This window comes from Luteibacter sp. SG786 (genome assembly GCF_011759605.1).
GTDB lineage: Bacteria > Pseudomonadota > Gammaproteobacteria > Xanthomonadales > Rhodanobacteraceae > Luteibacter.
Genome location: NZ_JAAOYX010000001.1, coordinates 2308191 through 2332880, shown reverse-complemented (window position 1 = coordinate 2332880; position 24690 = coordinate 2308191). Strand labels below are relative to the sequence as shown.

Genomic DNA, 24690 nt, shown 5'->3' with positions numbered 1-24690 from the left:
AACGGCAAATCGGACATGCCGCCACCCAGCCCGTATCGACACAGCAGGATCGTTCAAGCCGCGACCACCCACAATGGCGAACGATGCAGGCATTAGCGCCCGTCGCCGCCGGACAGGAAAGGGACATGGCGAGCGCTTGGGACCCAGCCAATCCATCGAGCCAGATCCACCAGGAGACTTCCATGACCGTCCTGCGCATCAATGGGGAGGACCATGATGTCGATGTCCCGCCCGACATGCCCCTCCTCTGGGTCCTCCGCGACGTCATCGGGCTGACCGGCACCAAGTTCGGCTGCGGCATCGCCCAGTGCGGCGCGTGTACCGTGCACCTGGCCGGAAAGCCGGTGCGGTCGTGCCAGCTGCCGGTCTCCGTCATCGGCGGGAACGAGATCACCACCATCGAGGCCATCGGTGGCACGCCGGAGGGCAAGCGCGTACAGGACGCATGGCTCGCACTCGACGTCGTCCAGTGCGGCTACTGCCAGTCGGGGCAGATCATGTCGGCTGCCGCCCTGCTCGCCCAGACGCCCCAGCCCACCGATGCCGACATCGACGCGGCGATGAGCGGCAACATCTGCCGCTGCGGCACCTACGTGCGCATCCGCGAAGGTATCCACCAGGCCGCGAGCGGGCGCCCGCTCGGGTTGCAGGTCATCGTGGACGGAGAACGGCCATGAGCGCGCGCGACCGGGAACCGGTAGACGCAGGCCGCCGCGCCGCCCTGAAGTTGACCGGCGGCGGCCTTGCCGTGGCCTTCCTCTGGAGTGCCGGCATGGGTCCCGCCCTGGCTAACATGAGCGCGCGGCGACAGGCATCGGATGCCAGCGCCGCCGCGGCCGACGGCAATCCACCCTTCGCTCCCAATGCCTTCGTGCGCATCGACGGCAGTGGGCCCGTGCGGCTCGTCATGCCCTCGGTGGAAATGGGCCAGGCGATCTATACGGGCATCTGCATGATGCTCGCCGAGGAACTCGGCGTCGGCCTGGACCAGATCTCGATCGAACACTCGCCGCCGAGCGATGAACTCTACGGCGTGGTGCTCCTGGGCGGGATCCAGGCCACCGGCGGATCGACGAGCACTCGCAGCCAGTGGCAGGTGCTTCGGGAAGCGGGCGCGGTGGCGCGCGAGATGCTCGTCCGTGCCGCGTCCCTTCGCTGGAAGGTGGAAGCCGGCGACTGCACCGTGGCCCGCGGCGTCATCACACACACCCCCTCGGGCCGCACCCTGCCGTTCGGCGCGGTGGCGGAAGCGGCAGGGAAACTGTCGCAGCCGGAGAAAGTGACGCTGAAGGCACGTGCGGACTACACGCTCATCGGCAAACCGATCCGCCGGGTCGATTCTCCGGACAAGGTCAACGGCAGCACACAGTTCGGCATCGACGTGCGCGTACCTGGCATGAAGGTGGCCGTCGTGCGCACATCGCCCGAACTTGCCGGACGGCTCGGCGACGTCGACGAGCGGAAGGCGCGTGCGATACCCGGTGTCGTGGATGTCATCCGGTTGGACGACGCGGTGGCGGTCGTCGGCGAGCATTACTGGGCGGCCTCGCAGGGTCTCCTAGCCCTCGACATCACGTGGCTGCATGGCGTCAACGAAAATCTGGACAACGCCTCGCTCCTCCGCGACCTTCGCGCCAAATCGGCTTCCGGACCTGCGCTGGTAGCGCGCAAGGCCACGCGCGACACGCCGGCCGCGGGCACACGGGTGGAGTCGGAATTCGTCTCGCCCATGCTGGCGCATGCGCCCATGGAACCGCTCAACGCCACGGTGCACGTCACGCCGGGCAAATGCGAAATCTGGACAGGCTCGCAGGTGCCCACCCGTTGTGTGGCCGAAGCCGCGCGGATCTGCGGCATCCCCGCGGATGGTGTCACCTTCCACAACCAGTATCTCGGTGGCGGCTTCGGCCGCCGTCTGGAAACGGATCAGGTCGAACAGGCCGTCGCCTTCGCGAAACAGGTCGCCTATCCGCTGAAGGTGATCTGGAGCCGCGAGGAAGACATCCGTCACGATCGCGTGCGGCCGCTCTATTTCGACCGCATCGCCGCCACGCTGGGTGCCGACGGCAAGCCTGCCGCCTGGCACCATCGCATCACCAGCGGTACCGTGCTCGGCCGTTGGGCGCCCGGTGCCATGGGCAAGGACGGCATGGACAGCGATGCCATCGAATCCGCGGCCGACCTGCCCTATGACCTCGACAATGCCCAGGTGGAATGGGTACGCCACGACATGCCACCGGGGCTCGTGGTCGGCTGGTGGCGAGGGGTCGGGCCGACGCACAACCTCTTCGTCGTCGAGAGTTTCGTCGACGAACTGGCCCATGCGGCCGGCAAGGATCCCGTGGCCTACAGGCAGTCCATAATGAAGCCCGGCTCGCGCCCGCGGCGGGTTCTCGACCTGGCGGCCGAACACATTCAATGGGGTACGCCCCTCCCGCCGCGCGTGGGTCGCGGCATCGCAGTGGGCTCGCCCTTCGGCAGCCACGTGTGTCTTGCAGTGGAAGTGGAAGTGACGCCGCAGGGCGTGGTCCGCCTGCGCCGGGCGGTGGCCGCGATCGACAACGGCATCACCATCAACCCGAGTTCGGTGAAGGCGCAGATCGAAGGCGGTGTCCTCTTCGGTCTCAGCGCGGCCATGTTCAGCGGCATCACCATCGAACACGGTGCCATCCAGCAAAGCAACTTCCACGATTACCGGATCCTGCGCATCAACGAGGCGCCCGCGGTGGAGGTTCACATGGTCGACAGCGACGAGGCACCCGGCGGCATCGGCGAGGTGGGTACCGCCATTGCCGCCCCCGCGCTGGCGAACGCCATTTTCGCCGCGACGGGCATCCGCCTGCGTGAGCTGCCGGTGACGCGCACTTCGCTGGTCGCATCGAAGGAAGCGGAAGACAAGGTGGTGTCCACCGGCTCCGGCGTGGAGGATCTGGCATGAAGAAGCGATGGAAACGAGTGCTCATCGCCCTGCCCGTCGTGCTGGTGATCGGCGCCGGCGCTTATGCCTGGCTCAACCGCACCGATCCCGCCGACGGAAAGGCTCCGTCCCTCACGGGCGCACCGCCGTCCAGCGATCCCATCGCGCGCGGCGAATACCTGACGCGCGCGGCCGATTGCATCGCCTGCCATGTGACGCCGGGCGGTAAACCCTTCGCGGGCGGGTTGGCTTTCAAGCTGCCCTTCGGCACGATCTACTCGTCCAACATCACGCCCGACCCGGACACCGGCATCGGCCGCTACACCGACGAGGAGTTCGTGCGTGCGGTGCGCGAGGGCATCCGCAGGGACGGCAAGCACCTCTACCCGGCCTTTCCGTACACGTCGTACACCGAGCTGAGCCGTGCGGACGTTCTCGCCATCAAGGCCTACCTTTTCACCCTGCCCAAGGTCCGGCAGCCGAATCGCGAGAACGACATCGGCTTTCCCTTCAACCAGCGCTGGGCCATGGGGTTCTGGAACGCGGCTTTCTTCCGCAGCCACCGCTTCGAGCCCGACGCCAACCGCTCCGAAGCGTGGAACAGGGGTGCGTACCTCGCCGGCGCCCTCGCCCACTGCGGCGAATGCCACACGCCGCGCAACATCGGCTTTGCGATGAGCAAGGGATCGCTGCTGGCCGGCGAAACGGTGAACGGGTGGCGCGCCTGGAACATCACCTCCGACGCCACGCACGGCATCGGCGCCTGGCCGGATGCGGCGCTCGAGCAGTACCTGTCGACGGGCCATGCGGACGGCCGGGGTTCGGCCGGTGGCCCCATGGGAGAGGCGGTCGACCACAGCCTCCAGTACCTGGACTCGTCCGATGTCTCCGCACTCGTCACCTGGCTACGGACCGTCCCCGCCAAGGAAGGAAAGGACCCCGTCGTCGTCGATGCCGGCGCCCGGGGCCTCAGCGCTTCGAACGAGCTGCTGCCGGGCGCCGACCCGTCCGCGGGCGACATGGGAAGGCAGCTCTTCGCAGGCGCATGCGCAAGCTGCCACCAGTGGAACGGGCCAGGCCGCCAGACACCCCAGGCGGGCCTTGCCGGCACGCGCGCCGTGAACGATCCGTCCGGTGCCAACGTGGTCGGCATCATCCTCCAGGGCGTGTCGATGCGTGTGCGCGACCAGGACGTCTACATGCCCGCTTTCGCCCAGACGTTCAACGATGCGGAGGTGGCCGCGCTCGCCAACTACGTGGTGCATCACTTCGGTGGCAAGGCCGGTACGGTGACACCGGCCGAGGTGGCGAAACGGCGCGCACAGTGAGCGCGCCGTTTCATCCGGGGGACATCAACCGAAGGACGCGATCACCTCGGCCTTGCGCTCTTCCATGCGGGCACCGAGTTCGGCCAGCTCTTCCCTGGAGAGCAGTTCCTTCGCATCCTTGAACATTTCCTTTTCTTCCTCGTCCGCGTGGTGCTCGATCAGTTCCTTGAGCACCTTCGCCCTGCCCGAGAATTCCACGCTGGAAGGATCGGTGCCCAGCAGGTCGGGAAGCACGAGGTCTTCGGCGGCGCGGTGTTCTTCCAGGGCCTCGAAATACATCTTCGCTTCGGCCTTGCGTCCTGCTTCCTTGAAGGCGGGATAGAAGATCTCTTCCTCGATCGTGGTGTGGGCCTTGAGGTTCACCTGAATCTCGTGCAGCAGGGAGGCGCGCTTCTTCGTCGCGCGCTCGCTGGTCTCGGCAAGTTCAGAGAGCAGTTGCTTCACGAGCTTGTGGTCGGTCTTGAGCAGCTTGATGGCATCCATCGGCGTGTCCTGGCAGTGGGCTGGGTGCCTTACCTTTCACTGCCGGCCGTGAATTTCCCGCGAGCGCATTGCGTGAGTTTTGCATCGCGGTTTTGACGACGCACAACCGATACCGTCACTCCTCGGGCGGCTGCCAGAGTTCCAGCTTGTTCCCTTCGGGATCGATTACCCAACCGAACTGCCCGTAGCCCGAATCGGGCGCCTTTTCGAGCACGTTGCAGCCTTCCTCGCGCAATGTCTTCAGCAGCTCGTCGAGGTTTTCCACGCGGTAGTTGATCATGAAGGGAGACGCGCCGGCCGGAAACTGTTCGCCGCCTTCCGCGCCGATCGACCAGACGGTCATACCCTTCGTGGGGTTACCGTGTTCGTCGGTCCAGGGGAACATGGCGCCGCCCCATTCCTGCACGTCGATGCCGAGATGGCGTTGGTACCAGGCGCGCAAGGCGGCTGGGTCCTTCGCCTTGAAGAAGATCCCGCCAATGCCGGTAACTCGCTTCATTCGATTCTCCCGTGGCCTCGCGCGAATGCGCGGCGGGAGGACTATCGAACTCCGCCCGGTAACGGTCAATAAGAACGATTCCAAAAAAAACCCCGCGCGAATGCGCGGGGTTTTCTTGTAACCGGCAAAACGTGGAAGCGATCAGGCGGCGACTTCAACGCCCGACGCCTGGGCACCCTTCGGGCCCTGGGTCACTTCGAACTTCACACGCTGGCCTTCCTGGAGACTACGGAACCCCTTGGAATTGATCGCAGAAAAGTGGACGAACACGTCCTCCCCACCGTCCTCGGGCGCGATGAAACCGAAACCCTTGGCGTCGTTGAACCACTTGACCGTACCGAAACGCATTGCGGAAACCTCTGGACATGGACTGGAAGCACCCGGATGGCGAGGCGTTCCCCATGGATCCCCTTGGCCTGCCCCCGCGGCGCAGCGGAAGTATCATCATGTTTCCAGGCAAAGCGCAACTGGGATTCTTTCCGATATCAATCCGTCGCCAATAACCGACCCAGGATCGGGGGCACGTTCGCGGTCGCCGCGGCGAGGTGGGCAAAGATTTCCTCGATGCTTATCTCAGCCTCGTCCCCGGCGCCGGCCGCGAAATTGGCCACCAGCGCGAGGCACGCGAACTCCAGGTCCAACTCGCGGGCCAGCACCGCTTCCGGCATGCCGGTCATGCCGACCAGGTCGCATCCGTCGCGCTTCATACGTGCAATTTCGGCACGGGTCTCCAGCCGGGGCCCTTGGGTCACGCCATGGACGCCGCCGTCGACAATGGCCAGGCCTTCCGCCCTGGCGGCAGCCAGGATCGCCTGGCGCAGGCTCTCCGTGTAGGGCTCGCTGAAATCGATGTGCCGCACTTCGGCGCCCTCTACATCGTTGAAACTGGTGTAGCGGCCGTGGGTGTAATCGACGATCTGATCAGGGACCACCAGCGTGCGCGGCCCCATGTCGTCGCGGATGCCGCCCACGGCATTGACCGCCACCACCCGGCGTGCGCCCAGCGAATGAAGCGCCCAAAGATTGGCCCGGTAGTTCACCCGGTGCGGCGGCACGGTATGGCTTTCGCCGTGGCGGGCAAGGAACGCGATCCGCTTGCCCCTGAAGCGGCCCGTGACGACATCGCCCGAGGCGGCGCCGAACGGCGTCTCGACGGTATGGCGCTCGCTGTCTTCGAGCCCTTCGAACGCGTAAAGGCCGCTGCCGCCGATGACGGCGAGGTCGATGCTCATCGGGTCAGTCCTTCAGCGCGTAGATGCCGGGCAGGTTGCGGGCATGCTCGTTGTAGTCCATGCCGTAACCGAACACGTAGCGGTCCGGCACGTCCACACCGTTGAAGTCCGCCGAGATGCCATGCGCACGGCGGCCGTGCACCTTTGTGCAGAGCACCGCCAGGAGCACCCGGTCGGCGCCCATGTCGAGGCAGGCATCGCGCACGGCCTTCAGGGTGTGCCCCTCGTCGAGGATATCGTCCACCAGGAGCACGGTACGGCCCTGCAACGGCACCTCCGGGCGGCGGAGCCAATGCAGGTCGCTGCCGCTGGTCTGGCCGCGATAACGGGTGGCGTGGGCGTAGTCGAACTCGAGGTCGGTGCGAATCGACAGGGCGAGCTGCCCGGCAAAGAGCAAGGCACCGTGCATCACGGTGAGGAAGACGGGACGTTCGCCGGCAAGCGTGTGGTCGATCTCGCGGCCCATGCGCGCGATCTCGATATCCAACTGCTCGCGGCCGAACAGGAGGTCCGCGCTGGCCAGCGCTTCTTCGTACGGGACGGATGTCATGGGTAGCTCAAGGCTCCAGGGCAGTCACGCGCGCGATGAAACGCTCGCGCTGGGGGTTGTCGGAAAGTCCTTCCCAGGTGGAGCCGATCGCGCCGCGCAACGGCGCGATGCGCTCGGGCGGCGACGAACGGCGGCCCTCGACCGCCGCGATCGCCTCGGGAACGACGTCGGGAAAACAGGCGAGCACCAGATCGCAACCGGCATCGAGGTGGGCGGCGGCGCGCTCGGCAATGCCGCCGACGCTACCTGCCGCGGCCATGCTGATGTCGTCGCCGAACACGCAGCCGCGGAAGCCCAATTCGCCGCGCAGGATGTCTTCGATCCAGATGCGCGAATAGCCGGCGGGACGATCGTCGACGGCTGGATACGTGACGTGCGCGGCCATGACGGCCTCGGCATGCGCCTCCATGCCGGCCAGGAAAGGCAGCAGGTCGTTGCGGAAGATCTCGTCCTTGCTCCGCGGGTCGACCGCGGACGACGTGTGCGTGTCTTCGAGCACCGATCCGTGTCCGGGGAAGTGTTTCAACACGGCGGCCATGCCGCCCAGGTGCATGCCACGGACGTACGCCTGCACCAGTTCGGCGGCCGCTGCCGGATCGGCATGGAAGGCGCGGTTGCCGATCGCCCGGCTGCCACGGTCGAGGTCCGCCACGGGTGCGAAGCTGAAATCCACGCCGATGGCGCGCATTTCGCTCGCCATGATCCAGGCATGTTCTTCCGCGCGGTTCACCGCGTCCACCGGATCGGTGTCGTAGAGCCGACCAATGGCCGCCACGGGCGGCAACCGGGTGAAGCCTTCGCGGAATCGCTGCACGCGTCCGCCTTCCTGATCGACGCACACCAGGAAGTCTTCGCCGGCGACATCGCGCACCGATTCGATCAGCGCCGCCACCTGCTGCCGGGAGGCGAAATTGCGGGAAAAAAGAATCACGCCCGATACACCCGGCGCGGTAAGCCACGCGCGTTCGTGCGTGGCCAGTTCCGTGCCGGCAAGGCCGACGATCAGCATGCGGTGCCTCCCTTCCCTTCCCGTTCCGCGGCCGACCATTGCGCGAATGGGCGGTCCACGAGGTTCACGTTGTAGTAGCGCGATTGCTCGCTCACCTCGATGCCCAGCCATGAAGGCTTCGGATACGGTGCATCCGCGGACGGAAGCTCCACCTCGGCGACGATCAGCCCGGCGTTGTCGCCAAGGAATTCGTCGATCTCGAAGTGGGCACCGTCGAGCATGACGTGGTGACGGATCTTCTCCAGCACGCCGTCGGACAGTTCATGCAGCAGGTGCTCCGCATCCGCGTACGGGATCGGGTATTCGAACTCGTGACGCTCGATGCCCAGCGTGGCGGACTTGATGTTGAGCCAGCCCTTGTTGCCCGACAGGCGCACGCGAACGGAGCACTTCGCATGGCCGGCGGCGATCGCGGCACCGCTCACCAGGTATCCCTGCGCCATCCGCTCGCTGCGCTCCACGAGGCCGCGCCAGCCGTCGCCGGCGAGGAGGAACTTGCGTTCGATTTCGACGCCCATGAGCTTCCCGTTCGTTCAGCCGCGCTCGAACAGCGCGATGGATTCGACGTGCGCGGTATGGGGAAACATGTCCATCACGCCAGCGGACACGAGCCGGAACCCGTGCTTCTCGACGAGGATACCCGCGTCGCGGGCCAGCGACCCCGGATGGCACGACACGTACACGATCCGCTGGGTGCCCTTGCGCGGCAGGTATTCCAGCACCTTGTCCGCGCCGGCACGCGGCGGGTCGAGCAGGATCTTGTCCCATGCCTGCGTGGCCCAGGGTTCGGCACGCTGGTCGTCGAACAGGTTGGCGACACGGAACGTGGCGTTGCCCAGGCCGTTCCGCGCGGCGTTGGCGGCCGCGCGCTCCACCAGCCCATGTTCGCCCTCCACGCCCACCACCTCGGCCGCATGGCGGGCGATAGGCAGGGTGAAGTTGCCGAGGCCGCAGAACAGATCGAGCACGCGATCGCCCGGCTGCAGGTCCAGGAGTTCGAGGGTGCGCGCAAGCATCCGCTGGTTCATGCCTGCGTTCACCTGCACGAAATCGAGCGGCAGGAAATCGAGTTCCACGTTCTCCGCCGGAATGGCGAACGAGAGCCGGGGGGCTTCCGGCCACAGCGGATGCACGCTGCTGTGGTTGCCCGGTTGCAGGTAGATGGCCAGCCCGTGCGCCTTGCCGAATTCGGTCAGCGCTGCGCGATCGCGTTCCGACAGCGGCGACAGGTGACGGAAAACCAGAGCGACGGTGTCGTCACCGGCGGCGAATTCCACCTGAGGAATGTCGCGCGCCGCGTCGAGCCCGCCGATCAGCGTGGCCAGCAGACCCACCTTCGGGCCGAGGGCAGGATGGATGACGTCACACACCTCGATGTCGGCCACGAAGCGCGGGTTGGACTCCTCGCGGAAACCGACCAGCACGCGCTCCTTCTTCGCCACGTAACGAACGGAGAACCGGCCCTTCCGGCGATAGCCCCAGGCCTGGTCCACCAGCGGTGGCAACCAGGTTTCCGGCGTGACCTTGCCGATGCGCTCGAAGTTCTCGGCGAGCACACGTTGCTTGGCGGCGATCTGCGCGGCCGGCGCCAGGTGCTGCAGCGAGCAGCCGCTGCACTGGCCGAAGTGCCGGCAGACGGGTTCGACCCGGTCAGGCGATGCCTCGATGACGCTGACCACCTCGGCGTCGTCGTAATTGCGGTGGCGCTTGCGGTACTTCAGCAGCACGCGCTCGCCCGGCAACGCGCCGGAAACGAAGGTGGCCTTGTTGTCGATGCGGGCGACGCCCCGGCCGTCGTGGCTGAGGTCGGTGATGGTGGCTTCGAATTCGGTCATGCGCTCAAAAACGTGATGTGGGAAGCGCGCTGGCGCGCGAATGGGCTCGCTGCAAGCCCCATTCGCGCGCCAGCGCGCTTCCCACGGAATCAGCAGGGATTTGCCTTACTTGCGCTTCCAGGCGCCCGAGGCATCCCGATAATACCAGCCCGACGGCGCCCGCTGGACCCAGCCCTCGGCGAAGGTCTTGCGGATCTGCGGCTCCCATTCCGGATGGCCGTTGGCGACGGCTACCGCGCGATACAAGGCATCACGGTCGTTGTTCTCGTCGCGCAGGAGGTTGTTGGCCTGCGCGCGCTGGTCGAGGGGCAACGCCGAGGCGTCGCGCACGGCCACGAGGCCGTCGCTGGTGAAACCCACGGCACCGCTGGCGAAAAGGGCCTTCAACTGGCCGCCGAAGCGCGCGGTCATGCGTGCGCGGATGGCTTCGGTTTCCGGCGTGCTGATGCGAATGTCCGGAGTCTCGGCCGCTTGCGCGGCCGGAATCACCAGATCGAGCAGCGATGCGGAAGGCTGCTTCGCCGGCGGCGGCGCGGGCTTGGCGTCGCTGCCCGTGGCGGGCTTGCCGACGCCGCTGTCCTCGAGCACGTTGCCGATGAACTGGTCGGCGGCCTTCTGCGCGGCCGCTTCGGGGAAATACACGTTGATGGTGACGCACCCTACCAGGGCCAGGGCCAGCGTCGTGATGAATATCAATGGCTTGCGCATACTTCCTTTCTCCTTCAGCGGACGACGGGGCCGTCGCCCTCGGTGGCAGCCTTCAGGCGACGAACCAGGGTCGGCCAGTCGACCTCTCGCTGGTGCCCAACCACGTTGAGGCGCGGCAACCCGCTGCCCTCCACGATAGAGTAGCCGTCCTTCGCGGGACCGAGCCCGCCCATGCTGCAGACATCGCCCTTGAGCGTGCAACTCAGCCCGACCCGCTTGTAGCCGAAGGTCTTGAACAGCTTCAGCACGGTGCCTTGCAACCCACCTGCGATGCCACCCCCACCTACCGAGGTGAGGCTGTTCACGGCCTTCTGGCTGATCCGGCCGCCTTCGTCGGCGATAAGGCTAGCCTTGAACGCCGTGGGCGCCCAGGCCACCAGGCGGATGTCGTCGATGCTGCCATGGAGGCGGCCGGTCATGCTGCCGAAATCGAACACCGAGGTGAGCAGGGCGAGGTCGAGACGACGAAGCGCGACATCGCCCGTGAGCACCGGCGCCGCACCGAACGGCTGCGCGAGGGTCATGCCGGTGATGTCCACGAACCCGTCGAACACATTGATGGAGAGGCCGCCGCCGAGTTCGATCCGGTCGTCCACGAAGCGCAGCGACGGCACGGCCCCACCGAGTTTGCCCTGGAACTCGGGCCAGCCCAGGGCGCGGCAGAACGCGGCCATGTCGATCTCGGTCAGCGCCAGCGACGTCTGCAACCGTTCGCCCGTGGCGGCGCCGGGGCGCAGGCTGAGACCGAGCACGCGGAGTTGCCCGTCGAGCACGGGAATGGCGAAGGGTTTCTCCAGCTTCAGCACGCCCCCCGAGCTTCGCCAGGAGGATTCGGCGGCTCCGTTGGGAATGCGATAGAAACGCAAGCCGCGCCAGCCCAATCGGGTGGGCGGACGATTTTCCGTGGCGCTCCAGTCGATGGCACCATGCAGGCCATCGACGCCGAGGTGCCCGTCGCCGAGCTTCAGGTCCAAACCGGCCGTTTGCAGGGCGAACGCTTTCAGCGCGCCGCCTTCCATGACCATATGGCCGGCCAGGTCGCCGCGCGCGTCCAGCTGATCCACCCCGAAGGATTGCAGAAGTCCCTTTCCATAACGGGTGTAAGCCGCCGGGAAGCGTCCGTTGATGCGGTCCAGGCGCAACTGGCTGAGGTCGCCGTTCGCGGCGAAACCGAGTTCGCCCTCGAGTTGCAAGGCATCGGGATCGGTGAGTCGTAGGCGGTGGATCGCCAGTTCGCCCTTCTTCGTGCGAGCGCCCAGCGACAATTGCACCGCGTGGTCGGGCAAGCGGGCATACAGCGGCCCCAACAGGACATCCCCGCCACGCAGGGTGGCGTCGAGGTCCACCGAGGCGCCGTCGGCCTGGCTGTCGATGCCCAGACGACCGGAGCCCGACATGCCCTGCCCGGCCAGCTTCCCGCCCGGACCGTCGAAACCCACGCCGGCGAGCGAGAACTGGCCCGATGCCTGCACACCGCTTTCGAGCACGTCGAGGGCGAGGTCCGCATCCACGCGTCCGGCGGTGGCACGCCCCGACCACACCGTCGACAGCAGCCCCTGCAGCCAACCGGCCGGCAGGCCGGCCAGCGTGATCTGCGCATGGCTGGTCTGATCCATGGGCAGAGCCACGCGCGCCTGGGCCTTGTCTTGGCTGAGCGACACCTCCAGCGTGTTCGCCGCCTGGTCCGCCACGACGCGTACGGCGGCGTTTCCAAGCGCCCCGCCGGGCGCCCCGCGCAGCTTCACGCTGCCGTCGAAAACCCATCGCCCCAACTCGTCGCGGTCGAGGGTACCCTCGAGGCGCAGGCCGAGCTTGCGCCAGCCCAGGGAAGGCACGTCGGCGCGGTCGGCGGACAGCGTGACGTCGAGGCCCTTGCCGTCGGCGGCCGGCTCGATGTCCGCCTTCATGCCGTTCATCGCCATTCCCGGAATGGACAGCGTGTCGGCTTCGACCGACACGCCCGCACGCGCGCCTTCTGCCGCGGCCATCGCGGTCAGGGCAACGAGGATCAGCGCGAAGATGCGGGTTGATACGGCAAGCATGCTCGTCCATTCTGCCAAATCCAGATGAACGACACGGAACGTTACTATGTCGCAGGACCCTCACGGCCCGCTTCGTCCGAGCGGCGAACGGCATCTGCTGGTCGCCGACGACGACCCCTCCACGCGGCAATTCCTCGCCGGGGCGCTCGCTGCCCACGGCTACATCGTGGCGCTGGCCCAGGACGGCACCGAGGCGTTGGAGATGGCGCAAAGCCGGCGTTTCGACGCGCTGCTGCTGGATTGCCGGATGCCGCGGGCGGGCGCAATGGAGGTACTGAAGGCGCTGCGCGCCGATCCCGCCGCTGCATCGAACGCAGCTACCGCGCTGGCCACGAGCGCCGAGGTGCCGGCACCGTTGCGCGCGTCGCTCCTTTCCGCCGGCTTCGCCGGCGTCATCGAGAAACCGTGCCGTGTCGCTTCGCTGGTCGACGCGCTGGCAGCCACCCTGGGGCTGGACGACGGCACGCGCATCCTGGACGACGCCGCCGGCCTCACCGCTACCGGCGATCCGCACACCATGCAGGCGCTGCGCCAGCTGCTCCGCGCGGAACTGGTGGATCTTTCGGGCGCTCTGGGCAGCTTGGTCGACGACCCCGCCGAACTGGTGGAACGCCTGCACCGCCTGCGCTCGGCTTGCGGATTCTGCGGCGCCGCGCGGCTCGGGGCCCAGGCGAAGGTGCTGCAAGGCCATGTGCGCGAAACGCGCATCGTCGTGCCCGACGCCCTCGCCCGTTTCCGCGCGGAACTCGACGCGACACTGGCTGCGTTGTCTGCGACGGGATAGGACTTAGCGGCGCCGCTCTTTGTGGGAGCCGCTTCGGCGGCGATGGGCGCTCGCGGCGGACGTGCCCGCTGCCGCGGGATCGCCGGCGTAGCCGGCTCCCACAAAGAGCATCGGCATACCGGTTTCCGCGACGAGGCACTTACCGCAAGACACGCCAGGCGCGCAGTTCGCCGCCGCCGAGGTGGAAGGCGATCACCTGGCGCATCATGCGACGCAACGACGCCAACCCCGCCGTGTCGGGGGCCATGTCCTGCGCGAGGGCCAGGAGGTCGGCGCCGCGAATCGCGCGGGGATCGCCCGCACGGCCGGGCATGGGCCCCGATTCGGGGTCGTAGAAGTATGTGGCTGCCGGGTCCAGCGGTTCCCCATCCAGCGCGTCGGCATCCAGTTGCAGGGCGTAGCCCAGGGCGTCGAGCATGTCGCGCTCGAACCGGCGCAGCGTCCACGCCAGCGGTTCGCGTGCGGCCATGCGCTGCAAGGCCAGCTCGTAGAGCGCGAACAGTTCCGGGTTCGGGTCCTGCCTGCCGGTGAGGCGCACGACCAGTTCATTGAGGTAAAGGCCAGCCAGCCCGGCGTCGCCCACGAGGCGCAGCACCGCGCCGCTTGGCTCGGCCGCGCGCAGGGTCGCCAGCTCGCCACGCATCAACAGATCCAGCTCCACGCGCTGGAAGGGCTCGAGCTGCGCGCGTTGCAGGCGGGCCCGCTCCTTGCGCACACCGCGGGCGACCACGCCGATGCGGCCGTGGTCGCGCGTCAGGCATTCGATCAGCAGCGAGGTTTCCCGGTAGGGCCGGGCGTGCAGGACGAAGGCAGGCTGTTGTTCGACGCGCATGAGCGGCGCCCGAAGGGCTTACTCGTAACCGAAACGCTTGAGCAGGTTCTCATCGTCGGCCCAGCCTTCGCGAACCTTGACCCACAGCTTGAGGAACACCTTTCGCTCGAAGAGGTTTTCCATTTGCTTGCGCGCGGAGGTACCGATGGCCTTGAGCTGCGCGCCCGCGTTGCCGATCACGATGGCCTTCTGGCCGTCGCGCTCCACCCAGATCACGGCGTGGATCTCGGCCACGCCGTCGGGACGGTCCTCGAAGCGCTCGATTTCCACGGTGGTGGCGTAAGGCAGTTCCTGGTCGAGCCGGAGCATGAGCTGTTCGCGCACCATTTCCGCCGCGAGGAAGCGCTCGCTGCGGTCGGTGATCTCGTCTTCGCCGTAGATCGCCGGCTGCTCGGGCAGGCGTTTCAGGATGCCTTTCTCCAGGCCGGCAAGGCCCTTCGATTTCAGGGCGCTCACGTAATACACGTCGTCGAAGGGATGCTTCTGCATCAGGTCGGCGACGAAAGGCAGCATGGCGGTCTTGTCTTTCTGCAGGTCGACCTTGTTGATCGCCAGCAGCTTCGGCATGTCCTTCTGTTCCGCCAGGGCGGAATACATGGTCATGTCCTCGTCGGTCCAGCGACCGGCTTCGATCACCTGCACCGCCAGGTCCACCTCGGTGATCGCCGCACGCGCGGCGCGATTCAGGCTTCGATTCATCGCACGCTTGCCGCCGCGATGCAGGCCCGGGGTGTCCACGTAGAGGATCTGCCCCTGCGGCTTGCTGGAAATGCCCAGGATGCGGTGACGCGTGGTTTGCGGACGATGGCTGACGATGCTGAGGCGCACGCCGATGAGCGCGTTGAGCAGCGTGGACTTGCCCACGTTGGGCCGCCCCACGAGCGCCACGTACCCGCAGCGGAAATCGTCGTCGACCAGGGTGTCTTCGTTTTCGTTGGATTCGATGTCGTTCATTTCTTGGTTTCCAGCAGGCGGCGAAGTATCGCTTCGGCTGCATCCTGCTCGGCGGCGCGCCTGCTGCCACCGCGTCCTTCGACGCGAATCGGCTCGGGCTCGTCGATGGAACAGCTGACGTCGAAGACCTTCGCGTGGTCTTCGCCGTAGCTGCCGGTGAGTTCGTAGACGGGCAGCGCCATGCCCCTGCCCTGCAGCCATTCCTGCAAACGGGTTTTGGCGTCCTTGCTGGAGCGCTTGATTTCTGCCACGCGCGACGTGAACAGCCTGCGCACGACCTGGCGGCACGCGTCGTAGCCGTCGTCCAGGTAGACGGCGGCCACGAGGGCCTCAAAGGCATCGGCCAGGATGGAGTCGCGACGGAAACCGCCGCTCTTCAGTTCCCCCGGGCCGAGCTTCAGGGCGTCCCCCAGTTCCAGTTCGCGGGCGATGACAGCCAGGGCCTGGCCGTTGACCAGCTGCGCACGCAGCCGCGACAGCTCGCCCTCGCTGGCATTCGGATGGGCCTCGAACAGCAGTTCCGCCACGGTGGCACCCAGCAGGGCGTCGCCGAGGAACTCCAGGCGCTCGTTGTTCGGTTTCCCGGCGCTGCGGTGGGTCAGAGCCAGGGTCGCGAGGTCGGGATTACGGAAGGAATGGGGAAACGGCACGATCGCTCGTTACATGGACGCATTCCTCAACTGCACCGAGTTTTCGAAATGCAGGAGGAAGTCGATGTTGTAGATGAAGGGAATCTGTTTGTCGTACTCGACATGCAGCACCGCGCCGTTGTTGGCGCGATCGAGGGTGATGTCCTTGGGCTGGATGGTGGCGTCGTCCACGTACTGGAAGCCCATCTTGAAGATGAGTTCGCGGCGAAGGCTGTCCAGGTCCTGGGCGTTTCCGCTCGTGGCCATCTGGCTCATGGCCTTCTTCACCCCGAAGTACTCGATGTAGGACGGCACGAGCTTCATGGCCATGAATGCGAAAAAGCCGAGCACCAGCAGCACGATGGCGAAGCCGATGAGGGTAATGCCCTGTTGTCTGGATTTCATGGTCGTGTCCTCGCCGCCGTGGCGGTTCCCCTGTCGAGACGAATGCGTGCGGGGCGCCATACGCGCCCCGCAGCGGAGATTACCTTGTCCGGAGGCAACCGCAACGCCTTTCGGCGTGACCGGGGCCACCGTTCGGTCAATGAATGACCTTGCCCATCTTGGAGAAGTCGAGCCAGCCGTTGCCCGGGCCGCGCCACGCCAGCCACACGAAGAACGCCTTGCCGACCAGGTTCTTCTCGGGCATGCAGCCCCACCAGCGGCTGTCCGTGCTGTTCATCCGGTTGTCGCCCATGACGATGTAGCAGCCCTTCGGCACTTCCGAAGGCACCACCTCGTTGGGGATGTCCTGCGGCATGTTGAAGGCGGGCGTCAGTGCGATGGTGTGGTTGATGCTGCCCAGGTGCTCGGTGTACAGCTTCGAGCCGAAGGTCATCAGCAGGCGGTCTTCCGGCCGGGTCATGCTGCCCTTGAAGGGGCCGATCTCGTCGGCGCCGACGCGCTCGCCGTTGATGTAGAGCTCGCTGCCGCGGGTCTCGATGCGGTCGCCGGGAAGACCGATCACGCGCTTGATCCAGTTCTCGCTGGGCACGGGCGCATGGGGGTTCTGGCAGCTGAGATCGCCGCTGCGGACGATGTCGCCGTTTTCGTCCTTGCAGAGGAAGCCGGGGAAGCGGAAGACGACGACGTCGCCGCGCCGGGGTTCGCCGTTTTCCACCAGCTTGTTGTTGAAGGCCGGCATGCGCAGGCCGTAGGCGAACTTGTTCACCAGGATGAAGTCGCCCACGTCCAGCGTGGGCATCATCGAGCCGGACGGGATGCGGAACGGCTCGGCAACGAACGAGCGCAGGATCAGCACCACCAAAATCACCGGGAACAGCGACCTGGCCCAGTCCACCGGCCAGGGTTCGGGCTGCTCCGTGCCGGAGGCCTCCGCGCGGGCGCGGCGCGCCTTCGCCAGGAAGAGGCGATCGAACAGCCACACCAGCCCGAAGAGGACCGTGAGGCCGAGAAGGATCGCCGAAAAATCGAATGCCGCCATGCCAACTCCGTTAGTCGTATCGAGGGGCCGCGAGGCCCATTCCGGCGCATCCGGCGCCGGGGTTCCATAGGTCAGAGGTCACTTGTCCACTTTCAGGACCGCCAGGAAGGCTTCCTGGGGAATTTCCACGCTGCCGACCTGCTTCATGCGCTTCTTGCCTTCTTTCTGTTTCTCGAGCAGCTTCTTCTTGCGCGAGACGTCGCCGCCGTAGCACTTCGCAAGCACGTTCTTGCGCAGGGCCTTCACTGTCGAGCGGGCGATGATGGCCGCCCCGATCGCCGCCTGGATGGCCACGTCGAACTGCTGGCGGGGGATGAGGTCCTTCATCCGCTCCACGAGTTCCCTGCCACGCCGCTCGGCATGCGAGCGATGCACGATGAGGCTGAGGGCATCCACGCGATCGCCGTTGATCAGCACGTCCACGCGCACGAACGGGCCGGCATCGAAGCGGTCCATGTGGTAATCCATCGAGGCATAACCACGGGACACCGATTTCAGCCGGTCGAAGAAGTCGAGCACCACCTCCGCCAGGGGCAGCTCGTAGGTCACCTGCACCTGGGTAGCCAGGTACTGGATGGAACGCTGCACGCCGCGCTTTTCTTCGCAAAGCTTGATGACGTTGCCCACGTATTCGCCGGGCGTGAGGATGTTGGCGACGATGATCGGTTCGCGGATCTCGGCGATCTGCTGCGGCGGAGGCAGCTTGGCCGGGTTGTCCATCTGCAGCACGGTGCCGTCGGTCTTGGCCACTTCGTAGACCACGGTCGGCGCCGTCGTGATGAGGTCGAGGTCGTATTCGCGCTCCAGGCGCTCCTGCACGATTTCCATGTGCAGCATTCCCAGGAACCCGCAGCGGAAGCCGAAGCCCATGGCCTCGGAGCTTTCCGGTTCGAAGAACATCGCCGCGTCGTTCAGCCGCAGCTTGTCCAGCGCTTCGCGCAGCGCCGGATAGTCGTCGGCGGACACGGGGAACAGGCCGGCGAACACGCGTGGCTGCATCGTCTGGAAACCGGGCAGCGGTTCTTCCGCCGGCTTGCCGGCGTGCGTGAGCGTGTCGCCCACGGGTGCGCCGTGCACGTCCTTGATCGATGCGTTGATCCAGCCCACCTCGCCCGCCGCCAGGCGCTCGAGCTTCTTGCGCTTCGGCGTGAACACGCCCACGTCGTCGACAAGATGCGTGCGGCCGGTGGACATGACCAGGATCTTGTCGCCCGGCTTGATCTCGCCCTGCATCACGCGCACGAGCGACACCACGCCGAGGTAGTTGTCGAACCAGGAGTCGATGATCAGCGCCTGCAGCTTGTCGGTGTCGCGCGGCTTTGGCGGCGGGATGCGATGGATGATCGCCTCCAGCACCTCGATGACGTTCTGGCCCGTCTTCGCGCTGACCGGAATCGCGTCGCTGGCGTCGAGGCCGATCACGGCCTCGATCTCGGCCTTGGCCTTTTCGATGTCCGCCGTGGGCAGGTCGATCTTGTTGAGCACCGGAATGACTTCCAGGCCCTGCTCGATGGCCGTGTAGCAGTTGGCGACCGACTGCGCCTCGACGCCCTGGGCGGCGTCGACCACCAGCAGCGCGCCTTCGCAGGCCGAGAGCGATCGGCTCACTTCATAGGAGAAGTCGACGTGGCCGGGGGTGTCGATGAAATTCAGCTGGTAGGTCTTGCCGTCGCGCGCCTTGTACGGCAGCGACACGGACTGCGCCTTGATGGTGATGCCGCGCTCGCGCTCGATCGGATTGTTGTCCAGGACCTGCGCTTCCATTTCGCGCTCGGACAGTCCCCCGCACAACTGGATGATGCGGTCGGCCAGGGTCGACTTGCCGTGGTCGATGTGGGCAATGATGGAGAAGTTGCGGATGAGTTCCATGGAGCGCCGTGGTCACGTTCACCATCGCTCGCGGCGCGAACGACGCGCGCCGGCCCATTCGGCCGGCGCGAATCCTGCATTATCGCATGGAAGACCGGCCACCGCCGAGCGGCGGCCGGCCGGAACCTCAGCGGTCGCCGGGCACGGTGACGCCGACGAAGCGGGTGGAGTCGTCCCGCCGCACCAGCAACATGGCGGTATCGCCGGGCTTCAGGCCCTTGACCGCCGCGCGGAACGCCGCCGAGCTGCCCACGCGTTTCTGGTTCACCATCAGGATCACGTCGCCCGGACGAAGGCCGGCGCTGGCGGCCGCGCTGCCGCTGATCCGGCTCACCACCACACCCTCCCCGGCCTTGAGGCCGAGTTCCGAGCGGGCCGAGGCGTCGATGTCTTCCACGGACATGCCCAGCGCCGCCGCCGATCCACCCGCGCCTTCGCCGTCGTCGGACGATGCGGACTGCCCGCTCTTGTCGCGGGGCATCTCGCCCACCTTGACGTCGACGGTCTGCTTCTTGTGGTCGCGGAGGATTTCCACCTTGGCGATGGAGCCCGGCTTCGTCAGGCCGACGAGCGGCGGCAGGTCGGGCGACGAGGTGATGGGCGTACCGTTGAAGGAGAGGATGACGTCGCCCTGCTTCAGGCCGGCCTTGTCTGCACCGCTCCCGGGGGTGACCTGGGCGACCAGTGCGCCGTTCGCGTCCGGAAGGTCGAGATTCTTAACGAACTGGTCCACCGGCTGCACGGTGACGCCGAGCATGCCGCGCGACACGTAGCCCTTGTCCTTGATCTGCTGCACGACGTTCATCGCCACGTCGATGGGGATCGAGAACGACAGGCCCTGGTAACCGCCCGAGGTGGAATAAATCTGCGAGTTGATGCCGATGACCTGGCCCTGCAGGTTGAACAGCGGGCCGCCGGAATTGCCGCGATTGATCGGCACGTCGGTCTGGATGAACGAGGTATACGGCTGGTCGCCGCTGCCCAGGTTGCGGCCGACGGCGCTGATGATGCCGTGGGTCACGGTGGCGTCGAGACCGAACGGCGAGCCGATGGCCAGGGCCCACTGGCCGCGCTTGACCGTGCGCGAATCGCCGATGGTGACGGTCGGCAGCGACTTGCCGTCGATCTTCAGCAGGGCGATGTCGTACTGCGGGTCCTTGCCCACCACCTTCGCGGTGAAGGTCCGGCGGTCCTGCAGGCGGATCTTCACCTCGTCGGCGTCGTCGACCACATGGTCGTTGGTGAGGATGTAGCCGTCGCCCGAAATGATGAACCCGGAGCCGAGCGACGTGCGATCGCGCGGCTGCATCGGCATGCCCGGCATGCCGAAGAAGCGCCGGAGCAATTCTTCCTGATCGTCGGGCATGTCACCCGGCCCGCCGCGCGATTTACGGGCCGTGCCCGTGGTCTTCGCTTCGACATGGACCACGGCCGGGGCGTACTTTTCCACGACACCGGTGAAGTCCGGAAGGGTTTGCGCCTGCGCACCCGCGCTTGCCACAACCAGCGCGCCACCGAGCAGTGCGCGTACATGCCAGAGAGCCATCGATTTCCTCCTTTTTATCTAACCACGGCTGCCCGCGCGGGTTGACCGCGCGGACTGTTACGAATCGAGGGAAAGGCGCGCCGGCGATGGGCGGCGCGCGGTCACGAACCGCGGCTCAGCGAGCCTGCGCCGCTACCGGCTGCACATAGCGACTGCCGTCGGGACGGATCAGCAGCATGTAACCGTTGTCTTCCGGCGCCGAGGCGGCCCGGGCACGATGAATCTGATAGGGCGTGGAACGCGGCAGGTAGGCCTCGGCCCCGGCTGCGCTCGAGCTGTCGAATGCCGCCTTCTGCGTGAACCGGGAAGCCATGTTGCCGCTGAGCCATTGAGGGGCGACCGGCGCCGCGGCCTGGGCTGCGGGCACGCTGGCCACCTGGGCGTCCTCGAGCGAGGCGCGCTGAGCGACATCCGGCGTCGCCGAACGATTGCCGGCCGGCTGGGAAAGCATGAGGGCCGCAACGGCGACGCTGGCGGCGATGGCGCCACCGGCCGACCAGTGCAGCCAGCGGCGACGCGATGTGGTGGCAACGGCGGGCTCGGATTCGATGGCGTCCATGACCCGGCTGGCGAAGTCACCGGACACCAGCGGGGCGCCCTGCCGGCGCAGGCCGTCGCGGGCCACGTGGAAACGGGCCCAGGTATCGGCGAGGACCGGATCGGCTTCGAGCCGTCGCAGCAGGAAGCGGATTTCCTCCCGTGACAGCTCTCCGTCCATGCCGGCAGAGAGAATTTCCCGATTGGCTTCGCTCATGGGTTGTGATCCTCGCGGTCGGACAACAGCGGCCGCAGTTTCTGGTCGATGGCTTCGCGGGCCCGGAAGATACGCGAACGGACGGTACCGATGGGACAGTCCATGATGGAGGCAATTTCCTCGTAGCTTTTGCCTTCCACCTCGCGCAGGGTGATCGCGACCCGAAGTTCCTCAGGCAGGGCTTGGACAGTGGAAAACACCGTTTGTTCCACCTGTTCCCGCATCATTTCGCGCTCGGGGGTGGCACTTTCGTGCATGCGGGTGGCCCCGGGCACGTAAACGGCATCCTCGACGTCGATGTCGCCGGTGGGCGGACGGCGGCCCATGGCGACCAGGTGGTTCTTCGCCGTATTGACGGCGATCTTGTACAGCCAGGTGTAGAAAGCGCTCTCGCCACGGAAGGAGCCGAGGGCGCGCCACGCGCGCACGAAGGCCTCCTGCGCGATGTCCTCGCATTCGGTCCAGTCGTGCACGTATCGGGAGATCAGCGCCACCACCTTGTGCTGGTACTTGCGGACAAGCAAGTCGAATGCGCGGCGATCCCCTTGCTGCACGCGCTCGACAAGTGCTTGATCCAGTTCGTTTTCGCCCATCCGGGCCGTCTCCTTAACTCTTATCGGGGCCAGTCGCGGGCGCAGCTGAGACAAGCCAGGGCGGCGCAAGTTCAGTCACGCCGGCGCGCTTGTTCGCAGCCATGGAACTATGCGGGGCGCGGCGCCCGACCTCAAGGTGGCGGGGTTGTCATGCCGAAACGGCCCGCCCCTCGCTCACCAGCCGCTCGCGTTCGCTGAGCAGCTTCTCGAACGTGGCGGTGGGCAGTGGCCTGCAGAAAAGATAGCCCTGCAGTTCGTCGCAGCCGTTGGCGCGGAGGAATTCGAGGTGTTGCTCGATCTCCACGCCCTCCGCCACCACGCCACGCTTGAGGCGGTGGGCCATGTCGATGGTGGCACGGACGATAGCCTCGTCGTCGGGATCGACGCCGATATTCCGCACGAAGCTCTGGTCGATCTTGATGCGGTCGGCGGGCAGGCGCCGCAGGTAGTCGAGCGATGCCGCGCCGGTGCCGAAGTCGTCGATGGCGATGCGGCATCCCATCGCGTGCAGCGCATCCAGCGTTTCCACGAGGTGCGGCACCGTCTTTACGCTGATGCTTTCGGTGACTTCCAGTTCGAGCTGGTCCGGCGCCAGGCCGGTATCGCGAAGCGCGTTGGCGACCACGACGGCCAGGTTCGGCTGCATGAGCTGCACCGCCGACAGGTTCACGCCAAGACGAAGGCCCAGCCCGAACCGGTCTTCCCAGGCCTTCGCCTGCGCGCAGGCCGTCCGCAGCACCCACTCGCCAATGGGCACGATAAGCCCGCTGGCTTCCGCCAGCGGAATGAAGAAGCCCGGACTGATCATTCCCAGTTCGGGATGTTCCCAGCGCACCAGCGCTTCCATGCCCACGATGTCTTCGCTGGTCGCCTCCACCTGCGGTTGGTAGAACACGCGTAGCTCGTCGTTGCGCACCGCATGCCGCAAGCGCACCTTCAGTTCCGCCTGCTGCTGTTGGGCGGCGTCGACGTTGGCGGCGTACACCTGGTAATTGTTGCGGCCGAGGCTCTTCGCGCCGTACATGGCCTCGTCGGCATGGCGCAGCAGCAGCTCGCCTTCCACGGCATCGTCGGGGAAGAACGAAATGCCGACGGAGATGGTCACCTGGAGTTCGGAGCCGTCGTCCAGCGACAACGGCAACTCCATGGCCTGCACGATCTTCTCGGCGATGCGCAGCACGTCGTCGCGCTTCACGATGTGCCGCAGGATCAGGGTGAATTCGTCCCCGGCGTAGCGGGCGACCGTGTCCGACGCGCGCACGCTGGCGCGAAGGCGCTTCGCGACCGAGGTCAGCACCTGGTCGCCCACGGCGTGGCCCAGCGTCTCGTTGATGCCCTTGAAGCGGTCGAGGTCGACCAGCAGCGTGGCAAAACATTCGCCTGTGCGCTCGGCTTCGCGCACGGTGGTGTCCATGCGATCGTTGAAGAGCAGCCGGTTGGGCAGCCCCGTGAGGGTGTCCACGAGCCCTCTTGCCCGCCCCTGTTCGCGCGCGCGACGCAGTTCGAGGGCCGAGGCGAAGCGAGCCGTGGCCGCGCGCAGGGCCGGCTCGAGCACGCGGGCGTCGTTGGAAGGCCGGCAGCGGCCGGCGAGCAGTGCACCCAGAACGCTTCGCCGTTCGTCCAGCAGCGGAAGCACGACGTAGGAACGCAGGCCGAGGGCATCGACCAGGGGGTCGGCCAGGGGCGCATCGCCTTCCGCGTCGAGGCGCACGAGGGGTTCGCCGCCGAGGGCGATCTTCAGCAGCGGAACGTCGGCGGGTTCCGGCCACAGCACGGGCGCAGGTCCATTCCATACCCGCACCAGCACCTCGGGACCGGTTTCGCTTTCCGGCAGCGCCGACCACACCGCCACCACGTCGAGTTCGAGCGCGTCGGCCAGCAGGGCCGCTGCCTCGCCCATGCCTTCGTCGTCGCTGGGACACGCGTCGAAGACGGCAAGCAGGGACAACGCCCGCTCGGCGATGTCGACCGCGCGCAGGTCGCGGAACGCCACGGCGATGCGATGGATGCCCTGGTCGACGATATGGCGCACGTCCACTTCGCCGGCTACGTCGCCGCCGTTCGCACGGCGCAGCGTGCACGCCTTGCCGTCGCCGTCGGGCAAGGGCCAGGTGGCGCCGTCCGAAAGCACAAACACGTCGGAAAGCAGCTGCCCCTGGATGGGGCCGTTGCCGGCCCAGAGGCGGTGCATGGCCGTGCCGCTTTCCAGAATGCAACCGTCCGGCGTCGAGGCCAGGACCCAGGCGGCTCCCGCGTCGAAGGCAAACCGCCAGTCCGTGCGCGCCGGACCGCTGGAGGGCGCCGGCATGGGTGCGCCGACCGCCGCGCGCACGCGTTGAGCCAGTTCCGCGGCAATGGCACCGGCACGAAGCCAGTCGAGCGCGCCTTCCGGGGCCACGCCCGGAACGTCGTCCACCACGTAGACGATGGGCAACTCCGAGTACGCCGGAGAACTGCGCAGGATGCGCAGGCCCCGCTCGGTATCGGCGGTGCCGTCGGCGCCGGCCACCACCACGCGCAGCGGCGGCGTATCGGCCAGCAGCGCTTCCAGCTGCGCGGCATCGCGCGCGCTGAGCAGGACGAAGTCGCCTTCCCTGTCCAGGGCGTCGAAGACGGCGCGGCGCACATCGCGTCGCGCCGTGAAGATCAGTACGCCGTTGGGCTCGACCGTGACCGCCATCG

At 66.8% G+C, this 24690-nt stretch carries 24 protein-coding genes; 4 read left to right on the top strand and 20 right to left on the bottom strand.

Annotated features, from left to right (window positions below; genetic code table 11):
• Window positions 1-182: 182 nt before the first annotated feature.
• Genes FHS47_RS10700 through FHS47_RS10690 form a run of 3 tightly spaced genes read left to right on the top strand, consistent with a single transcriptional unit; the run spans window position 183 to window position 4245 of the window.
• A complete protein-coding gene (locus FHS47_RS10700) occupies window positions 183-677 on the top strand; it encodes a (2Fe-2S)-binding protein (protein WP_167026775.1) in 495 nt (164 codons plus the stop codon).
• Window positions 674-2938 carry a molybdopterin cofactor-binding domain-containing protein gene (locus tag FHS47_RS10695; protein ID WP_167026772.1) on the top strand — a complete coding sequence of 755 codons (2265 nt, stop codon included), beginning with the start codon at window positions 674-676 and terminating at the stop codon, window positions 2936-2938. The genes FHS47_RS10700 and FHS47_RS10695 overlap by 4 nt, the downstream gene beginning before the upstream one ends.
• Complete coding sequence (locus tag FHS47_RS10690; RefSeq protein ID WP_167026769.1) at window positions 2935-4245, top strand: c-type cytochrome; 1311 nt, start codon at window positions 2935-2937, stop codon at window positions 4243-4245. Before FHS47_RS10695 ends, FHS47_RS10690 begins: the two co-directional genes overlap by 4 nt.
• Before the next feature lie 24 nt (window positions 4246-4269).
• On the opposite strand, the gene FHS47_RS10685 is transcribed toward FHS47_RS10690, so the two are convergent.
• The 10 genes from FHS47_RS10685 to FHS47_RS10640 all read right to left on the bottom strand — a co-directional run bounded on the left by FHS47_RS10685 (window position 4270) and on the right by FHS47_RS10640 (window position 12603).
• Window positions 4270-4728, bottom strand: coding sequence for a hemerythrin domain-containing protein (locus tag FHS47_RS10685; RefSeq protein WP_167026766.1), 459 nt, complete (start codon window positions 4726-4728; stop codon window positions 4270-4272).
• A gap of 115 nt (window positions 4729-4843) precedes the next feature.
• A complete protein-coding gene (locus FHS47_RS10680; protein ID WP_167026763.1) occupies window positions 4844-5227 on the bottom strand; it encodes a VOC family protein in 384 nt (127 codons plus the stop codon).
• 141 nt (window positions 5228-5368) lie between these two features.
• On the bottom strand, window positions 5369-5575 hold the full coding sequence (locus tag FHS47_RS10675; protein ID WP_090053863.1) for a cold-shock protein: 207 nt from the start codon (window positions 5573-5575) through the stop codon (window positions 5369-5371).
• Between the two features lie 137 nt (window positions 5576-5712).
• Window positions 5713-6459, bottom strand: a complete 747-nt coding sequence (locus tag FHS47_RS10670; protein ID WP_167026760.1) for an S-methyl-5'-thioinosine phosphorylase — start codon at window positions 6457-6459, stop codon at window positions 5713-5715.
• A gap of 4 nt (window positions 6460-6463) precedes the next feature.
• Window positions 6464-7009 carry a hypoxanthine-guanine phosphoribosyltransferase gene (locus FHS47_RS10665; protein WP_167026757.1) on the bottom strand — a complete coding sequence of 182 codons (546 nt, stop codon included), beginning with the start codon at window positions 7007-7009 and terminating at the stop codon, window positions 6464-6466.
• Window positions 7010-7016: 7 nt separating this feature from the next.
• A complete protein-coding gene (gene nagZ / locus FHS47_RS10660) occupies window positions 7017-8018 on the bottom strand; it encodes a beta-N-acetylhexosaminidase (RefSeq protein ID WP_167026754.1) in 1002 nt (333 codons plus the stop codon).
• Window positions 8012-8536 (bottom strand): CYTH domain-containing protein, encoded by a 525-nt coding sequence (locus tag FHS47_RS10655; RefSeq protein ID WP_167026751.1) that lies wholly within the window; start codon window positions 8534-8536, stop codon window positions 8012-8014. Before FHS47_RS10655 ends, nagZ begins: the two co-directional genes overlap by 7 nt.
• A 15-nt stretch (window positions 8537-8551) precedes the next feature.
• Window positions 8552-9853, bottom strand: coding sequence for a 23S rRNA (uracil(1939)-C(5))-methyltransferase RlmD (gene rlmD / locus FHS47_RS10650; RefSeq protein WP_167026748.1), 1302 nt, complete (start codon window positions 9851-9853; stop codon window positions 8552-8554).
• Window positions 9854-9958: 105 nt separating this feature from the next.
• The gene (locus FHS47_RS10645; RefSeq protein ID WP_167026745.1) at window positions 9959-10561 is read right to left on the bottom strand and encodes a YdbL family protein; all 603 of its coding nucleotides are present in this window, start codon (window positions 10559-10561) and stop codon (window positions 9959-9961) included.
• Window positions 10562-10575: 14 nt separating this feature from the next.
• Entirely contained in the window at window positions 10576-12603 is a 2028-nt protein-coding gene (locus tag FHS47_RS10640; RefSeq protein WP_167026742.1) for a hypothetical protein, read from the bottom strand.
• Window positions 12604-12649: 46 nt separating this feature from the next.
• Between FHS47_RS10640 and FHS47_RS10635 the strand changes: the two genes are divergently transcribed.
• On the top strand, window positions 12650-13387 hold the full coding sequence (locus FHS47_RS10635; RefSeq protein ID WP_167026739.1) for a hybrid sensor histidine kinase/response regulator: 738 nt from the start codon (window positions 12650-12652) through the stop codon (window positions 13385-13387).
• Window positions 13388-13526: 139 nt separating this feature from the next.
• Here FHS47_RS10635 and recO read toward each other — a convergent pair whose 3' ends face one another.
• From recO to FHS47_RS10585, 10 genes are all read right to left on the bottom strand, one after another.
• Window positions 13527-14219 (bottom strand): DNA repair protein RecO, encoded by a 693-nt coding sequence (gene recO / locus FHS47_RS10630; protein ID WP_167026736.1) that lies wholly within the window; start codon window positions 14217-14219, stop codon window positions 13527-13529.
• Between the two features lie 18 nt (window positions 14220-14237).
• On the bottom strand, window positions 14238-15173 hold the full coding sequence (gene era, locus FHS47_RS10625; RefSeq protein ID WP_167026733.1) for a GTPase Era: 936 nt from the start codon (window positions 15171-15173) through the stop codon (window positions 14238-14240).
• On the bottom strand, window positions 15170-15823 hold the full coding sequence (gene rnc / locus FHS47_RS10620; protein ID WP_167026730.1) for a ribonuclease III: 654 nt from the start codon (window positions 15821-15823) through the stop codon (window positions 15170-15172). Before rnc ends, era begins: the two co-directional genes overlap by 4 nt.
• A gap of 9 nt (window positions 15824-15832) precedes the next feature.
• Window positions 15833-16207 carry a DUF4845 domain-containing protein gene (locus FHS47_RS10615; protein WP_167026727.1) on the bottom strand — a complete coding sequence of 125 codons (375 nt, stop codon included), beginning with the start codon at window positions 16205-16207 and terminating at the stop codon, window positions 15833-15835.
• Window positions 16208-16343: 136 nt separating this feature from the next.
• Window positions 16344-17246 carry a signal peptidase I gene (lepB, locus tag FHS47_RS10610; RefSeq protein ID WP_167026724.1) on the bottom strand — a complete coding sequence of 301 codons (903 nt, stop codon included), beginning with the start codon at window positions 17244-17246 and terminating at the stop codon, window positions 16344-16346.
• Window positions 17247-17324: 78 nt separating this feature from the next.
• Window positions 17325-19115, bottom strand: coding sequence for a translation elongation factor 4 (gene lepA / locus FHS47_RS10605; protein ID WP_167026721.1), 1791 nt, complete (start codon window positions 19113-19115; stop codon window positions 17325-17327).
• 127 nt (window positions 19116-19242) lie between these two features.
• On the bottom strand, window positions 19243-20661 hold the full coding sequence (locus FHS47_RS10600) for a DegQ family serine endoprotease (protein ID WP_167026718.1): 1419 nt from the start codon (window positions 20659-20661) through the stop codon (window positions 19243-19245).
• Window positions 20662-20776: 115 nt separating this feature from the next.
• Window positions 20777-21415, bottom strand: coding sequence for a sigma-E factor negative regulatory protein (locus tag FHS47_RS10595; RefSeq protein ID WP_167026715.1), 639 nt, complete (start codon window positions 21413-21415; stop codon window positions 20777-20779).
• Window positions 21412-22008 (bottom strand): RNA polymerase sigma factor RpoE, encoded by a 597-nt coding sequence (gene rpoE / locus FHS47_RS10590; protein WP_167026712.1) that lies wholly within the window; start codon window positions 22006-22008, stop codon window positions 21412-21414. The genes FHS47_RS10595 and rpoE overlap by 4 nt, the downstream gene beginning before the upstream one ends.
• A gap of 148 nt (window positions 22009-22156) precedes the next feature.
• The gene (locus FHS47_RS10585; protein WP_167026709.1) at window positions 22157-24688 is read right to left on the bottom strand and encodes an EAL domain-containing protein; all 2532 of its coding nucleotides are present in this window, start codon (window positions 24686-24688) and stop codon (window positions 22157-22159) included.
• Window positions 24689-24690 lie beyond the last annotated feature (2 nt).

Bases quoted from the DNA above. Each gene is read 5' to 3' on its own strand.
- FHS47_RS10640 (WP_167026742.1), bottom strand. From the start codon at position 12,603: ATGCTTGCCGTATCAACCCGCATCTTCGCGCTGATCCTCGTTGCCCTG.
- rlmD (WP_167026748.1), bottom strand. From the start codon at position 9,853: ATGACCGAATTCGAAGCCACCATCACCGACCTCAGCCACGACGGCCGG.
- FHS47_RS10635 (WP_167026739.1), top strand. From the start codon at position 12,650: ATGTCGCAGGACCCTCACGGCCCGCTTCGTCCGAGCGGCGAACGGCAT.
- FHS47_RS10585 (WP_167026709.1), bottom strand. From the start codon at position 24,688: ATGGCGGTCACGGTCGAGCCCAACGGCGTACTGATCTTCACGGCGCGA.
- FHS47_RS10680 (WP_167026763.1), bottom strand. From the start codon at position 5,227: ATGAAGCGAGTTACCGGCATTGGCGGGATCTTCTTCAAGGCGAAGGAC.
- recO (WP_167026736.1), bottom strand. From the start codon at position 14,219: ATGCGCGTCGAACAACAGCCTGCCTTCGTCCTGCACGCCCGGCCCTAC.
- FHS47_RS10700 (WP_167026775.1), top strand. From the start codon at position 183: ATGACCGTCCTGCGCATCAATGGGGAGGACCATGATGTCGATGTCCCG.
- FHS47_RS10675 (WP_090053863.1), bottom strand. From the start codon at position 5,575: ATGCGTTTCGGTACGGTCAAGTGGTTCAACGACGCCAAGGGTTTCGGT.
- rpoE (WP_167026712.1), bottom strand. From the start codon at position 22,008: ATGGGCGAAAACGAACTGGATCAAGCACTTGTCGAGCGCGTGCAGCAA.
- FHS47_RS10670 (WP_167026760.1), bottom strand. From the start codon at position 6,459: ATGAGCATCGACCTCGCCGTCATCGGCGGCAGCGGCCTTTACGCGTTC.
- FHS47_RS10615 (WP_167026727.1), bottom strand. From the start codon at position 16,207: ATGAAATCCAGACAACAGGGCATTACCCTCATCGGCTTCGCCATCGTG.
- FHS47_RS10695 (WP_167026772.1), top strand. From the start codon at position 674: ATGAGCGCGCGCGACCGGGAACCGGTAGACGCAGGCCGCCGCGCCGCC.
- FHS47_RS10690 (WP_167026769.1), top strand. From the start codon at position 2,935: ATGAAGAAGCGATGGAAACGAGTGCTCATCGCCCTGCCCGTCGTGCTG.
- FHS47_RS10665 (WP_167026757.1), bottom strand. From the start codon at position 7,009: ATGACATCCGTCCCGTACGAAGAAGCGCTGGCCAGCGCGGACCTCCTG.
- FHS47_RS10655 (WP_167026751.1), bottom strand. From the start codon at position 8,536: ATGGGCGTCGAAATCGAACGCAAGTTCCTCCTCGCCGGCGACGGCTGG.
- FHS47_RS10600 (WP_167026718.1), bottom strand. From the start codon at position 20,661: ATGGCTCTCTGGCATGTACGCGCACTGCTCGGTGGCGCGCTGGTTGTG.
- lepA (WP_167026721.1), bottom strand. From the start codon at position 19,115: ATGGAACTCATCCGCAACTTCTCCATCATTGCCCACATCGACCACGGC.
- FHS47_RS10645 (WP_167026745.1), bottom strand. From the start codon at position 10,561: ATGCGCAAGCCATTGATATTCATCACGACGCTGGCCCTGGCCCTGGTA.
- FHS47_RS10595 (WP_167026715.1), bottom strand. From the start codon at position 21,415: ATGAGCGAAGCCAATCGGGAAATTCTCTCTGCCGGCATGGACGGAGAG.
- lepB (WP_167026724.1), bottom strand. From the start codon at position 17,246: ATGGCGGCATTCGATTTTTCGGCGATCCTTCTCGGCCTCACGGTCCTC.
- nagZ (WP_167026754.1), bottom strand. From the start codon at position 8,018: ATGCTGATCGTCGGCCTTGCCGGCACGGAACTGGCCACGCACGAACGC.
- FHS47_RS10685 (WP_167026766.1), bottom strand. From the start codon at position 4,728: ATGGATGCCATCAAGCTGCTCAAGACCGACCACAAGCTCGTGAAGCAA.
- era (WP_167026733.1), bottom strand. From the start codon at position 15,173: ATGAACGACATCGAATCCAACGAAAACGAAGACACCCTGGTCGACGAC.